The organism is Extibacter muris, from assembly GCF_004345005.1.
In the GTDB taxonomy this organism is placed as follows: Bacteria; Bacillota; Clostridia; order Lachnospirales; family Lachnospiraceae; genus Extibacter; species Extibacter muris.
The window spans coordinates 195,491-209,926 of sequence record NZ_SMMX01000003.1; the positions used below are offsets into that span (position 1 = coordinate 195,491).

The 14,436-nt window shown below is 47.2% G+C and carries 12 protein-coding genes and 3 pseudogenes; 10 read left to right on the top strand and 5 right to left on the bottom strand.

What is annotated here, in order from left to right; all coding sequences use genetic code 11:
- Positions 1 to 29: 29 nt before the first annotated feature.
- From E1963_RS04675 to E1963_RS23475, 3 genes are all read right to left on the bottom strand, one after another.
- On the bottom strand, positions 30 to 1,676 hold the full coding sequence (locus tag E1963_RS04675; RefSeq protein ID WP_132275836.1) for an ABC transporter ATP-binding protein: 1,647 nt from the start codon (positions 1,674 to 1,676) through the stop codon (positions 30 to 32).
- Between the two features lie 282 nt (positions 1,677 to 1,958).
- Positions 1,959 to 2,444 carry a hypothetical protein gene (locus E1963_RS04680; protein ID WP_010776655.1) on the bottom strand — a complete coding sequence of 162 codons (486 nt, stop codon included), beginning with the start codon at positions 2,442 to 2,444 and terminating at the stop codon, positions 1,959 to 1,961.
- A 675-nt stretch (positions 2,445 to 3,119) separates the two neighbouring features.
- Positions 3,120 to 3,269: a helix-turn-helix domain-containing protein gene (locus E1963_RS23475; protein WP_479686844.1), complete on the bottom strand. Its 150-nt coding sequence runs from the start codon at positions 3,267 to 3,269 to the stop codon at positions 3,120 to 3,122.
- A 556-nt stretch (positions 3,270 to 3,825) separates the two neighbouring features.
- Between E1963_RS23475 and E1963_RS04695 the strand changes: the two genes are divergently transcribed.
- From E1963_RS04695 to E1963_RS04705, 3 genes are all read left to right on the top strand, one after another.
- Positions 3,826 to 4,887 carry a replication initiation factor domain-containing protein gene (locus E1963_RS04695; protein ID WP_279230694.1) on the top strand — a complete coding sequence of 354 codons (1,062 nt, stop codon included), beginning with the start codon at positions 3,826 to 3,828 and terminating at the stop codon, positions 4,885 to 4,887.
- Complete coding sequence (locus E1963_RS04700) at positions 4,887 to 5,090, top strand: excisionase (RefSeq protein WP_002610247.1); 204 nt, start codon at positions 4,887 to 4,889, stop codon at positions 5,088 to 5,090. Before E1963_RS04695 ends, E1963_RS04700 begins: the two co-directional genes overlap by 1 nt.
- Positions 5,091 to 5,168: 78 nt before the next feature.
- Complete coding sequence (locus E1963_RS04705; RefSeq protein WP_132275839.1) at positions 5,169 to 6,362, top strand: site-specific integrase; 1,194 nt, start codon at positions 5,169 to 5,171, stop codon at positions 6,360 to 6,362.
- A gap of 305 nt (positions 6,363 to 6,667) precedes the next feature.
- On the opposite strand, the gene E1963_RS04715 is transcribed toward E1963_RS04705, so the two are convergent.
- Positions 6,668 to 7,699 (bottom strand): ArsR/SmtB family transcription factor, encoded by a 1,032-nt coding sequence (locus E1963_RS04715; protein WP_132275842.1) that lies wholly within the window; start codon positions 7,697 to 7,699, stop codon positions 6,668 to 6,670.
- Positions 7,700 to 7,851: 152 nt separating this feature from the next.
- Here E1963_RS04715 and E1963_RS04720 point away from each other — a divergent pair.
- The 3 pseudogenes from E1963_RS04720 to E1963_RS23040 form a co-directional block, all read left to right on the top strand.
- Positions 7,852 to 8,497: pseudogene (locus E1963_RS04720) on the top strand (MerR family transcriptional regulator); the annotation flags it as partial.
- Positions 8,497 to 8,850 (top strand): annotated as a pseudogene (locus E1963_RS04725) (ATP-binding cassette domain-containing protein); the annotation flags it as partial. The pseudogenes E1963_RS04720 and E1963_RS04725, both read left to right, overlap by 1 nt.
- Positions 8,837 to 9,064: pseudogene (locus E1963_RS23040) on the top strand (ABC transporter permease); the annotation flags it as partial. The pseudogenes E1963_RS04725 and E1963_RS23040, both read left to right, overlap by 14 nt.
- Before the next feature lie 152 nt (positions 9,065 to 9,216).
- Here the strand turns inward: E1963_RS23040 and E1963_RS04735 are convergent.
- Positions 9,217 to 10,527 carry a M18 family aminopeptidase gene (locus tag E1963_RS04735; protein ID WP_132275846.1) on the bottom strand — a complete coding sequence of 437 codons (1,311 nt, stop codon included), beginning with the start codon at positions 10,525 to 10,527 and terminating at the stop codon, positions 9,217 to 9,219.
- 203 nt (positions 10,528 to 10,730) lie between these two features.
- Between E1963_RS04735 and E1963_RS04740 the strand changes: the two genes are divergently transcribed.
- The 4 genes from E1963_RS04740 to cbiQ all read left to right on the top strand — a co-directional run bounded on the left by E1963_RS04740 (position 10,731) and on the right by cbiQ (position 14,428).
- Entirely contained in the window at positions 10,731 to 11,870 is a 1,140-nt protein-coding gene (locus E1963_RS04740; protein WP_132275848.1) for an aldo/keto reductase, read from the top strand.
- A 121-nt stretch (positions 11,871 to 11,991) separates the two neighbouring features.
- On the top strand, positions 11,992 to 12,417 hold the full coding sequence (locus E1963_RS04745) for a DUF3842 family protein (RefSeq protein ID WP_132275850.1): 426 nt from the start codon (positions 11,992 to 11,994) through the stop codon (positions 12,415 to 12,417).
- A 207-nt stretch (positions 12,418 to 12,624) separates the two neighbouring features.
- Positions 12,625 to 13,632, top strand: a complete 1,008-nt coding sequence (locus tag E1963_RS04750; RefSeq protein ID WP_132275852.1) for an energy-coupling factor ABC transporter permease — start codon at positions 12,625 to 12,627, stop codon at positions 13,630 to 13,632.
- Positions 13,625 to 14,428 carry a cobalt ECF transporter T component CbiQ gene (gene cbiQ / locus E1963_RS04755; protein WP_132275854.1) on the top strand — a complete coding sequence of 268 codons (804 nt, stop codon included), beginning with the start codon at positions 13,625 to 13,627 and terminating at the stop codon, positions 14,426 to 14,428. Before E1963_RS04750 ends, cbiQ begins: the two co-directional genes overlap by 8 nt.
- Positions 14,429 to 14,436: the final 8 nt, after the last annotated feature.

Below are 14,436 nucleotides of genomic sequence, written 5' to 3' on the forward strand. Positions count from 1 at the left end.
CCCATACCTCCCCAGCGGCGTCTACATTACTAAACCCCCATTTGGGTACAGGAAATCCGGCCATCTTTCAGATAATATATCCTATCGTAACAGTCCATCAAAGTTTCGTCCATGTGATGCGTTATCGTGAGAACCGTAAGGTTTTCCTGCCTGAGAAGGTCTTCCTCTATCTCGTGGGCGGTCTGGCGGTCTATGGCAGAAGTGCCTTCGTCCATAATCAGTAGCGGTGTGGAGCGTATGAGAGCCCTGGCGACGGCAATGCGCTGGCGCTGCCCGCCCGACAGGTTCTGACCGTTTTCACCCACGGCGGTATGGAGCCCTTTTTCTAATCCTGGCAGGAACCGTGAGATACCACTGGCTTTAACGGCATCGTCAAGCTGCTCTTTGGAAAAGGTCTCGCCGAGGCAGATATTATTGTAGATATCAGTATCAAACAGGAAGATATTCTGGTGGATTACCGCTGCCATTCTGTTCAGCTTATCCTGAGACAGTTTACCGATTGGTATGCCGTCGTAGCGGATATCCCCGGCAAAATCGTCGTAATACCCGGTTAACAGCTTAATAAGCGTTGTCTTGCCGCCTCCACTTTCACCCAGCAGAGCACACTTTGTCCCGGGGGCGATGGTGAGGCTGATATCTTGCAGCACGTTCTGCTCCGGCACATAGCCGAACGTTACGTCTGTGCAGGTGATGCCTGCTTTAAGAAGGGCGGGGCCGCAAGAGGGCTCTTCTTCGTCCGGGACATCCTCCTGCGTATGGGAATAGGCTTCCAGATGCTTTAGCACCGGTCTGATTCCTGTTATCTTCGGGATGTTCTGCATAAGCATTACGACAGGGGTGACAAATGTGCCGCTCAGCTGGATAAGTGCCAGAAGTGTTCCTGCCGTTATCCGTCCTTTCATCATAAGGTAAGAGGATACGAATACGATGACGAGTACGCTGACCGCAGATAATATGTCCGAGAAACACTCATTGACGGCCAGAAGCGTATCTGCGGCCATCTTCCGGTCGGCCGTGTCCCGGTTGATACGGGTGAATTTTTTTAATATGTATGGACGCATCGAATAGCCGCGAATTACTTCAAATCCATTGAAGAAGTCCTTGGACTTGGCTGTAAATTCGGCCAGCTTTTCCGAATAAGCATCCTGCTTCTTTTGGATCTTCTTGCCGAGCAATGCCGGGAGCATGAACATGAGCATAAGAAAGAGGAAGAGGACGGCCGTGACGAGAGGGCTTAGGTATAGCAGGATTCCGAGTGTCGTGAGAAAGAGGACACCCATCTGTGTGCAGAGCAGGAGCGGTATGAGATGGTTTTCCTCCACAAGCTTCACGTCATTAATGAGTGCAGACAGGTAATCTGCAGTATTTTGAGAAGAGAATTCCCGTGGAGACCGCTTCATGACACCGAGGAAGACCTTATCCCGCAGGGCCTTCGTCACATTCTTTATCATGAGCTTCCCGCAGTAGGCCTCCAGGAAGCCCATCGTTCCTAGAATGGCGAGGTATATGAGGGTGGCCAGGATGAGCTTCGAGAAGGAATCCATATCATTTCTGGCGGCGCTGTCAATGACTTTCTGAAGAATAATAGAGATAAAAGCCGAAAGGACAGCCGATATTCCTCCGAGAAGCAAAGTAAAGACAATCAAGAGACGTCCCCTCTTATCATAAAGGTTCATGCATAATCCTCCTTGATATTCTATTTATTTTAAATTTTATATCTAATTTTTGATTATCCGCAAAAATACTACACTTTCAAGCATTTTGAAGTATAGAAAAACACTCATTTTACCACGAATTTACCACGATTGAATGAGCCTTGATATGACATTAAAAATTACACTAAAAAACACCTAAATTGGTGTTTTTTGTTAAAAAAGCAGTCAATCCTAAGACTAACTGCTTGGTGTATGGATATGAAGTTGTCAAACTGGGATTTATTGTTCTTAACTTTTCTGTCGTTATAAAGCTGACTTACGCACATTAACCTCTGCACAGACCAGCCCAGCTATATGCTCCGCTGTTTCATTTGTCAGTACAAAGAGCATTCCGTCATTACGGCATTTTTTATGTGTGTCGCCATTCAAGGCATAAACAAAACCTTTCACACAGGTATCACTACAGGCATTAGGGTCAATCAGTCTCTTGCAGTCACGAGAAGTAGTCATTTTCTTTTGCATATCAGCAGGAAGCGAAGCGATTATATCCTCATACTTTCCAGCGTTGTCTCCGTAAATCCGTGCAAAAACACCTGTCTTGCGAAACACCCAATTCATTACTGTTTTCTTCTCTAGTTGGTATGAAGCGGTGTAACCGCTTTTTGCTTCCTTTATTACAAGGTCACAGCCCTGCTCAATAAGTTTGGTATTAAGTTTCTCGACAAACGCTTGGTGTTCTGGCGCGATTGCCGATAGAAATTCTTTGAATGAACCTTTTTCTTTTGCCATTATCTTTTTCCTCCACAAATTTCAATTTATCCGTTTCTTCATACCCATATTATAACAGTTCCATATATCCGCCACAATAAAAATCATTATAGCCTTATCATTTTTCTAATCTTTAAAAATGCATACGTTTTCTTTCTTCCTCTTGATTACCCAACACAGAAAAGAAAAAGCCCTGTCAAGAGCCTTGCCACCATTGGTGGTGCTTGCACTCTTGATCGGGCTTTTTGTTTGCTGTATCTTCTCGCAAGAGGAAAAAGATTACTCGTCCTCATCATCAAAATGGTTATTTCTCAATACTTTCCGTAACAGTTCCATATCTTCTTTTGAATTGGGGTTTATCATTTTCACGACTTGATAAGGTGTCCTATATTTATGTCCCTCTATGCTTTCCCCGAACATATCCATACTGTATAAATCATCATAGCGGTTTAACAGTTTTTGAAACTTCAAATGCTGGATAAATTCTTTGATTGGATAAAGGTCGGACGCTACAATGCTTTTCCCGTTGATGTAATCGGTAATATATTTCCGTAACTTTTCTAGCTCATATTCCAGCCATTCTTCCTCGCTGTCAAAGAAGTTGTCATAATGCCCATGTTTTAGTTCTGCATTTAGTCGTTCTTCAATTCTTAAAAACTGGCAGACTTCCTTTTCGGCTTGATTAACATACTTCCATTATCCTGATAATAATTCATTGGGCGTTACACCCAGCACGTCCATTATCTTTTCCAGCGTATCAAAGGTAGGATAATTCACACCTCGTTCAATTTTGGAAAGGCTCTGCATATTGATACCGATTTTGTCTGCAAGTTCCTGTTGTTTCATTCCTCTGTGTTTTCTTATGGTCTGTATGTTCTCTCCTAAGAAACTGATTTTCTTTATATAACCCTCCATAACTTAGTATAACCGCTCCTTTCGTTGCTTTTCTTGGTGTTTATAAGCATATCATACTTAATCTATATTGAAAAGTCAATTAAAACTTCTTGGCAAGTAATTCTAATGGTGTTATTATCGTATCAGATGAAGTGATTAAGCACGCTAGGGTCAATCACACGCTTGAGTAAGCATATAAAAGATATATTTTCACTTTGATAGCATGAACAGGCATGGACTATCAGACCGAAAATCATGGTTTCCAAAAGGGGCTGGCTGGACGGGACACGTCCCCCAGACGTGGAGCGGACAGACAGTTCCTTTTGGAAAGGGAACGCCTTTCGGCGTTCGCAGAGGGCGTATATGTAACACCGCCCTGCGTATACATGTCATAGTACCTAGAAACTGTGATAAATAAAGGAAAAAATGCAATTTATACCCCGCAAAAAATCGGGGCATACGAAAGGAGTAATGAAGTATCGCAACACACGAAAATTTATCCGTTAAGATTGATTACATCAGCATTGTATTTGAAACCGCAACCGCAGAAGATGTAATCACACACATTTTAGAGTTACCGACTGACATTTTCAATGTCTATCCGGCAACCGTTAAATTCAAGACCTATCAGATACGCTGGGAGATTGGAGATATTTATGTATCGGGGGACGCAAGAAAGACAGAGGACAACCCACAAGGGTTAGGCTGTTATCTTGTTATGACTGGCAGAGGTTGTGATGATATTTTCCGTATTCTCAACAGCAGAAACTATACCTTTGGGGATATGTTCAAACATTGTGAAAGAAGATACGGACTGGATAATTTCCACTTCACAAGACTTGATATTGCCATTGATGATAAGAACGAAAAGCCATTCTTTACCATAGAGCAGATAAAGAAGAAATGCGAAAAAGAGGAATTTATTTCCAATAGTGAGGGCTACCACTTTGATGAAAGCAAGTTTGACGATTTCGACACCGCAAAAACGGTTTATATCGGTGCTGGAAAATCGGGATTGTCCTACCGCTTTTATGACAAGGATAAGGAAGTCTGTTCAAAATATAATAAGACGCTTGATGAAGTCGGCAGTTGGAAACGGACAGAAATGCAACTGCGTGATGATAAGGCTCATGCCTTTGCCATGACATTCAAGGACAGACCGCTGGAACTTGGAGAATTGGCTTTCGGGCTATTGGCAAACAACCTACGCTTTGTCGTAGCGAACAGAAATGAAAGTAATAAGAGCAGGTGGAAAACGTGTCGGTTTTGGGAACGCTTTTTAGGGGCTGTGGAAGTCTTGAAACTGCAAGTACCCAAACCACATAATTCCCTTGAAGAAACACAGCAATGGCTCACAGAGGGTGGCGTGATTTCTGCTGTCAAAAGTTTCTATTTCTTGGAAGAACATGACGCATTAGGTGGACTGGAAAAAGTGGGAACTATGCTTGATAAGGCAAGATACAGCACTTCCCTTTCCAGTAAACTGACCGCTCACTTACAGAGGATAAACCGCACCGACCTTATCCCCTATATCCAGTATGACACGAAACAAGGGAAAGGGGGTATCTGATGAATAACAACGATATTCCCGTATGGGAAAAATACACCCTTACCATTGAAGAAGCGTCAAAGTATTTCCGTATCGGAGAAAACAAGTTAAGACGATTGGCAGAGGAAAACAAGGACGCTGGCTGGCTCATTATGAATGGCAACCGCATACAGATTAAACGCCGACAGTTTGAAAAGGTTATTGATAAATTGGACGCAATCTAATGCAAATGAGCCTTGTATGTGTTATGATGAACACAAGTCATATCAAGGCTCTTTCCAACAAGGAAAGGAGCAGACACCATGAAAGAAAAAAGACGGGATAGCAAAGGACGTATCCTGCATACTGGAGAGAGCCAACGAACAGACGGAAAATACTTATATAAATATGTGGACGCATTTGGAAACACAAAATATGTGTATGCTTGGAGATTGACACCCACAGACCCGACACCAAAGGGAAAACGGGAAAAACCCTCACTTCGTGAACTGGAACAGCAGATAAGACGGGATATAGAGGACGGTATCGACAGCACAGGCAAGAAAATGACGCTTTGCCAACTCTACGCCAAACAGAACGCACAGAGGACAAATGTGAAGAAAAGCACACAGAAACAACGGGAACAGCTCATGCGGTTATTAAAAGAGGACAAGTTAGGTGCTAGGAGTATTGACACAATCAAGCTCTCTGACGCTAAGGAATGGGCGTTACGCATGAAAGACAAAGGCTTTTCCTACAATACCATTAACAACCATAAACGCTCGTTAAAAGCGTCATTCTATATCGCCATACAAGACGATTGTGTGAGGAAGAACCCTTTTGATTTCAAGTTGAGTGAAGTCTTAGAAAATGATACCAAAGAGAAAGTCGCATTGACAGAGGAACAGGAACAAGCACTACTGTCATTCATCAAGACGGACAACGTGTATCATAAGTATTACGATGATGTACTGATACTGTTAAAGACAGGACTTCGTATCTCGGAACTGTGCGGACTGACAATCATGGACGTTGATTTTATCCATGAGGTTGTGGTTATCGACCACCAGTTATTAAAGAGCAAGGAACCGGGTTATTACATTGAAACGCCTAAGACAAAGAGCGGAACAAGACAAGTGCCATTAAGCAAAGAAACGATACAGGCATTTCAACGGGTTATGAAGAAACGCCCAAAGGCAGAACCATTTGTGATAGACGGACGAAGCAATTTCCTATTTGTCAATCCCAAAGGCAAGCCGAAAGTTGCGATTGATTACAGCACTTTATTTGTCCGTATGGTAAAGAAATACAACAAGCACCACATGGATAACCCCTTGCCACATATCACACCGCATACGCTACGTCATACGTTCTGCACAAGGCTGGCAAGCAAAAACATGAACCCGAAAGATTTACAGTATATCATGGGGCATTCAAACATCAGTATCACAATGAACTGGTACGCTCATGCGTCCATAGATACCGCAAAATCAGAGGTTCAGCGTCTAATTGCATAGAAGTATTTACCACGATTTTAACCACGTTTGATAGAGAAAATATAAGAAGATAAGCCTAGATATGTGAGGTTTACCACAAAAGCAAAATGCCCGTAGAGCCGATAAAATAAGGCTTTGCGGACATTTAAGAAGATATAAAAAGATAGTCAAAAAGATATATATAATTTATATAAAATATATTCTATATATATAAAATATCATATAATTCTATATATGTCAAATAAGTTTGGTAAATATAAAAAAGGACTGCGTGATTTGCAATCCTTTAAGGGTATCCTTGAGGACAGGGAAGATATGCTGTAAGATTATAAAAGCATCTGCTCCAGACTTGAGATAAACCGGGAGATATTTTCTCTATGCAGGCAATAGTATACTTTGCCTTCCTTTTTCTCGACTGTCACGAAACCGCAGGAGAGAAGCGTGTTCGTATGATGAGATACCGTGGACGGAGAGAGCCCGAGGTGCTCTGACAGCTTCAGGTTGTACATGGGCGACTCTTTAAGGGCGCACAGTATATCCAGCTTGCTTTTATCGCTGATGGATTTCACCTGCCGGATGACAGCGTCCTTTGTCAGACGTCCGGATGCTTCGTCTGCGATAAGCGTTTCGATGGAAAGCCCGAAGTAACCATACGTGTAGAGAACCATCTGAATCAGCGGCATTGCGAGAGAGGGATACAGGGCCGGCTTGTCTGCACAGGCATCTGCAATCTTGAAGAAATCGGGCGCATGGTAAGAAGCCAGCTGTTCCAACTGTAGACGCAGAGGTTCTTCCACGGCTGCCAGCGCTTTTGCGTATGCGTCTTTATTGCTTTCCACAGCTTTGTACAGACTGGTAAGCCAGTAGTCAGCCTTTCTCAGAAGATTAAGCATGTACCATTTCTCTTCGCTCTCGAGATCAGCCCCGTCTATGAAGTCTATGAGCGATGTTTCATCGGGCAGCTGCGGGAGCTCCTTTATATCCGGAAGGCGGGGATGCTCTCCGGAATCTGTGATAAAGTAAGCCAGAAGGCTGCGCAGTTCCAGAAGATCCAGATTCTCGGGATGATCTATGCAGGAGCGCTTTTCGATTGCGAGCACAAAGATAATCATAAATGTATCCTCGGAAAAGCTTTCAAACAAAGCGTCTTCTTCCGGTTTCTGCACTTTGTGCTTTTGAAAAGTTTCCACATACTTATCAAATGTCTTCAGATGTTCTCTGTAAAAGAGCTCACCGCTGACGCCATAGTCATCAAGCGCATATATCATCTTTTCTTTCCAAGTGTCCGAGTGGCAGAGGAAAAGGAGAGAAAGTATCTCAAACAGCGGGTCAAGTTGATTCTTTATCGTTAGCTTCATAAGGCTTCACCATCCGATTTCTTATTATTATAATAGTCATTTTATATTATACCGCAGACCCATTATTACAACAAGGGAAAACACACGTATACCCTCCAATATAACACCAGACTTCTGTTTTGTGGTAATGTTTCAACAGGAGGTGTCTGACAATGAAGACTTACAGGACTGCTGAGGTTGCATCAATCATAGGAATACATCCGAACACGGTCAGGCTGTATGAGGAATTACATCTCATTCCAAGGCCGGAGCGCCAGCCAAAAGGGTACCGGATTTTTACAGATTTTCATATCGAACAGCTCAGGCTTGCCCAGCTCGCTTTTCAGATAGAGGTGCTGCAGAATGGCCTGCGCAAGAAAATCATTCAGATGATAAAGATATCCGCGGACGGGGACTTTGATAGGGCGCTTGCACTGTCCCACGAATATATCATACAAGTGAGACAAGAGCGGGCTAACGCAGAAGAGGCGATAGAAATCGTAAAGCAGCTCCTGTCCGGCGGAAATGAAGCAGGCAGCCGCTGCTTGAAAAGAAGTATCCGAATACTTACATGTTTCAATGGATACGTTACGGAACTGGGAGATGAACGGCCTGCTGACGGTCAAGCGCAGGCAGAATGGGTACCGGGTGTATACGGATCAAGATATCAGCCGCCTGAAGATCAGCCGATTCTTACGGTGCGCGAATTATTCGCTGGAGGCAATCCGGAATATGCTGCAGCAAGTATCTGCTGACCCGGATATCGATATCAAAGAAGCTCTGGATACGCCGAAAGAGGATGCGGACATCATCACGGTGTCCGTGACTTGCCCGGAGGGCAGCGGCAGCGTCTGTTTATTGTCCTTGCACTTATGCCGGATCCGGAAGTCGTATTTCTGGATGAACTGACAACCGGACTGGACGCAAAAGCGCGCAGGGAAGTCTGGAAGATCCTGGAAGGATTGAAGGGAAAGGGGATGACTATTTTTCTGACCTCCCATTTCATGGACGAAGTAGAAGCCTTGTGCGATCAGATCTGTATACTAAAGAAGGGAAGTATCGTGTTTTATGGCACGGTTTCAGAAGCAATAGAAGGAAGCCCTTATGAAAAATTCGAGGACGCTTACCTTTGGTACACGGAAGAGGAGGTGCAGGCAGATGAAAACTTTTAGGACAATGTTAAAAACAGAGTTGAAATTGTCGCTTCGGGGTATGGATATGTTCATATTTGCTATCTGCGTTCCGCTGGCAGTGCTCATTATCCTTGGGATTATATATGGGGACAAGCCGGCCTTTGACGGGGCGGAATATACGTTCACGGAACAGTCCTTTGGTGCGCTTGCCACCATCTCCATATGTGCGGGAGGAGTGATGGGACTGCAGCTGACACAGGGGATAAAGCTGTTGAAAGCTGCAACTTTGGGATTAGAGGTCGATCGTGTACTCGCCCCGGCTGTCATAATGTCGGTTTTTGCCCTTGTATGCATTACCATTTCCGTGAAATGCTTTCAATGGGTATAGTGCTTACGTGTGGATGATCAGCCAATATGGTAGCTGCCGTCTTCCTTACATCGTATCAGGCTTTCATAAAAAGTCCTGGATGCGCGGAGCAGATAACCGGTGTCTCTGGCACCGGCTGTCTCATATGGAGAATGCATCGCCAGCTGTGCCAGCCCGATATCCACGGTGTTCATAGCCGTCTGCGTGTTGGCGATATTGCCGAGGGTGGAGCCTCCTGCCATATCGGATCGGTTCAGGAAGGTCTGGTACGGGACCCCCGCCTTTTGGCAGACAGACTTGAATATAGCGGCAGACACGGCGTCTGTCGTATATTTCTGGTTGGCGCTGTACTTTATGACGATGCCCTCGTTCATATAAGGCCGGTTCGTCTCGTCGGTCCTGCCCGGCTGGTTCGGGTGCACCGCATGGGCATTGTCCGCCGATACCATGAAGCTGGAAGCCATCATCGTATGATAGGTCTCCTCGCTATTGCCTAGAGCTATGCAGATACGTCTGAGCGTATCTCTGATAAATGTGGAGGCGGCCCCCTGCTTGCTCGTGCTACCGACTTCTTCGTTATCGAGCATACAGAAGACAGGGACGGACGAAGTCTCTTTGGAGGCTGTAAAACCTTTCAGCGTGGCAAATGCGCACTGCAGGTCGTCAAGCCTTCCGCAGGAGATGAATGCGTTTGCGGCACCCCAGACAGTACCCGGCATACGGTTGTACAGGAACAGGTCGCTGCCAAGGATATCGGCTGCCTGGACACCTGCCGTCTCTGCCATAAGCTGCATAAAAGAATCTTTTGATGAAAAGTCGTCATACAAGGGCAGCAGATCTGTCTGCGGATTATACTTGTAGCCTTCGTTCGCTTCGCGGTTCATGTGGATTGCGAGATTCGGTATAAGAAGAAGGTCCCGGTCCACATTGACCAGACGGGTCGCAACGCCGCCGCCATTCCGCACGAGCAGGCGCCCGGCAGCTGACAGAGGGCGGTCAAGCCAGGCGGACATCAGCATGCCGCCGTATTTCTCTACGTTAAGCCGGATATATTTCTGCTCGGATGCGATTTCCGGGTTCTCCTTGATCTTGAAAGAGGGCGAGTCGCTGTGGCTGGCTACGATATGGAATCCCCCGCGTATCTCTTCCGGAATCCGGAACGCGATGACAGAAGACAGGTTTCGTGTGACATAGTAGCGTCCTCCTCTATCCAATTCCCATGCCTGATGTTCCTCGAGCCGCTTATACCCTATGGCCGTGAGCATTTCCACGGCAGTTCGTACGGCATGGTAAGGGCTCGGGCTTTTCTCTATAAATGTAAACAGTTCCTCTGTTATCTGCATATCCATATAAAATCCTCCATTTTATCGATGATTCTAGAGCTACAACCATTTTATAATAAAGGAAGGATATGGGCAAGGGGAGAAAAAAGGCCGATGGTGAAACATGAATTTACTATTTCATTTTACGGCGGATAGTGAAAAAATAGTTGACTTGGAGCGCACTCCAGGGAGTATGCTTAACGTAACAGATAAATAAAGGAGGAATCACCATGATATATAAGGAATTTCAGAATCTGAAGCTTTCGGCCCTCGGGCTTGGCACGATGCGCCTACCGGTCATGGGAGACGCCCCGGATGCGCGGATAGATGAAGAACGGGCAGCCGAGATGTTCTCATATGCCATAGAAAAGGGAGTGAACTACTTTGACACGGCTTATGGATACCATGACGGAGAGTCGGAGACGGTCACGGGCAGGATTCTGTCTAAGTACCCGCGTGACAGCTACTATCTCGCTACGAAGTTTCCGGGATATGATCTGGCAAATATGGATAAGGTGGAGGCGATATTTGAAGAACAGCTTGAGAAATGCGGGGTGGAATATTTTGACTTTTATCTGTTCCACAATGTGTATGAGAAGAATATCGATCCGTATCTCGATGAGAAATACGGCATCATGGACTATCTTTTAAAACAGAAGGAAGCCGGAAGAATCCGGCATCTAGGCTTTTCTGCTCATGGACGTTATGACACGATGAAGCGTTTCCTGGACGCATACGGAGGCGAGATGGAATTCTGCCAGATACAGCTCAATTATCTGGACTGGAAGCTTCAGGACGCCAAGGCCAAAGTGGACCTGCTGAATGAATATGATATTCCAATCTGGGTGATGGAACCGCTGCGCGGCGGGAAGCTGGCAGAACTTCCGCAGGAAAATGCCGGAAGGCTGAATACGCTCCGTCCGGATGAGGGAGTGCCGGCCTGGGCGTTCCGGTTCCTGCAGTCCGTGCCGGGAGTGACGATGGTCCTCTCCGGCATGTCCAATATGGCACAGCTGAAAGCCAATATTGCTACATATGCAGAAGAAAAGCCGCTGAGTGATGAAGAGTGGAAGGTGTTGATGGAAGTGACAGACAGCATGCTGGACATCCTGCCATGCACAGCCTGCCGCTACTGCACCGCCCACTGCCCGAAGGGGCTGGATATTCCTACGCTGCTGTCGCTCTACAATGAGACACGTTTTGTGAACGGACTGATCACTCATATGGCGGTGGATGCCATACCGGAGGAAAAGCGCCCTTCCGCCTGTATCGGGTGCAAAAGCTGCGAGGCAGTCTGTCCGCAGCAGCTTGAGATTGCGGGTGCGATGAGCGACTTTACGAGAAGGCTGAATGAACCCGCCGGATTATAAGTGGAAGACTAAGCATGAATGGCAACGTATAAATTGACATCTGAACCGGAACTTTAGTATACTCAGAGTAGCAGCCTTGCCAGTTAGAGCAAGTCTGGGAAGATATTAAGGAAGTAACGATATGGAGAATGACAAAGGGACGGTTATCGTAGTCATAGACGGACAAGGCGGACGCATGGGCAGCCTGTTCATAGAGCGTTGGAAGAAGCAGGGGAAGGTGCAGGCGGAGATTGTTGCCGTGGGCACGAACAGCGCCGCGACCTCAGCCATGCTGAAAGCAGGCGCGGATAAGGCTGCCACAGGCGAGAACCCGGTCGTGGTGAATGCAAGGAAAGCGGATTACATAGTAGGGCCTATCGGGATACTGGCGGCAGACGCGCTTCTCGGAGAAGTGACGGCAGTGATGGCGGAGTCGGTGGCCAGGAGCGATGCCAGTAAGCTGCTGATTCCGGTTAATTCGTGCGGGTTCTATGTGGCAGGCGCCGGCGGCCATACGCTCAGCGAACTCGTGGACGCCGCCGTCGATATGATTGGACAGAGCATATAGGGAGGCGGACACCAAGTGTCCGCGGCGTCCGGCCAGGCCGGACAGCATCTGTACGGTCAGGGCGCTGGCCAGGTAAGAAGGCGGAACAAAGATTCCGCAGGAGAAAGATTACATAATGGAGAAAAATGCCATGAAGGTATGACGCTTCCCAAGGAAGCTTATATTTGCATGGCTTTTTTTAGACTTATAATAAGGAGGAAACAGATTATGCATATGGCAGATGCATTGATAGGACCTGCGGCAGCAGGTACGATGTATGCCTGTTCCGCAGCGGCGGCGGGCTTTTCCGTCAAAAAGGTGAGGCTGGAGGATGACCCGAAGAAAATACCGGCAATGGGCGTGATGGGAGCCTTCGTATTCGCCGCCCAGATGATCAACTTTACAATTCCGGGTACAGGTTCCTCAGGTCATCTGTGCGGAGGTGTTCTTCTGACCGCTATACTTGGGCCCTATGCCGGATTTCTGACTATGATAGGAGTCCTGCTCATACAGTGCCTGCTGTTTGCGGACGGCGGGCTTCTGGCGCTTGGATGCAACATATGGAACATGGCGTTTTACGGCTGCTTCATAGGGGGCTTCCTCATATGGAAGCAGATGATGAAGAACGGGATCAGCCGGGGGAAGATTATCTTCGCTTCTGTGGCAGCGTGTGTCGTGACCCTCCAGCTCGGTGCATTTTCCGTGACGCTTGAGACACTGGCGTCCGGTGTTACCGAACTTCCTTTTTCTGTGTTTGCGGCAGCCATGCAGCCGATTCATCTTGCCATCGGGCTTGCGGAAGGGGCGATCACGGCTGCAGTTCTTATATTTGTGTATGAGGCAAGGCCGGAACTTATCTGGACAGGTGAGAGGGGCTTAAGGGCAGGCCGGGAAGGGAGGCTCAGCTTCAAGAAGACCATGCTTGCGCTTACGGCTGCCGCGGCAGTTACCGCCGGTGGCATATCGCTGCTTGCTTCTGCATATCCAGACGGCCTGGAATGGTCCATTGAGAAAATAACGGGCTCCACGGAATTAGCGGCATCCGGGCAGGTGCATGTACTGGCGGAAAAGATACAGAGCGCCACTGCCTTTCTGCCCGATTATATGTTCCGCCATACGGACTCTGCGGCGGGTACATCTGTGTCAGGTATCGTCGGCGGGGCTGCCGTCATACTGATATGTGTGCTGGCGTGCTATGCGTTCCGGTTCTTCAGAAAGAAAGAGAAGCATGAGTAAGATAAATCAGGCGATACATGACATACATTATCTGGATGAGATGGCGGAACGGGATACGGGACTGTGCCGCCTTCATCCGCTTGCCAAGGTCATCGTGACCCTCTGGTATGTAGCGCTTACCGTGTCCTTTGACAAGTATGACCTGACGGGCCTGGCCGGAATGTGCCTCTACCCGGTCGTTCTTATGATTCACGGAGAACTGCCGGTCCGGCGCGCGCTCGTACAGCTTCGGCCAGTGCTCCTTGTCGTATGCCTTGTTGGAATCTCGAATCCGTTTTTTGATCGGAATGTGCTGTTCCATATAGCAGGAATTCCGGTGACGGGGGGAGCCGTCTCGATGCTGACACTCGTGCTCAAAGCGATGTTCGCCGTGTCCGCTTCTTATCTGCTCATTGCCACCACGTCGATAGATAATATATGCTGTGCACTTCGTATGCTGCATGTGCCGAAGATCCTCGTGACACTTGTCATGCTGATTTATCGGTACATCATTCTGATGCTGAAGGAGGCGCAGAGGGTTACGGAGGCGTATTCTCTGCGGGCGCCGCACGAGAAGGGAATCCGCTATAAAGTATGGGGGACGCTGGCCGGCCAGATGCTTCTGAGGAGCATGGACAGGGCGCAGGCCGTGTATGAGAGTATGGCGCTGAGAGGTTTTACAGGAGAATACAGTCTTAAGCGGATGGACAGAGACTGTGGGAAGAGCATACGGTATGCCGTATGCTGGTGCGCAGCCCTGACCGGCCTGCGCATATTCCCGTTATTTGAGGCTGTGGGCCGCATGCTTGGAATGTAAATAGGAAA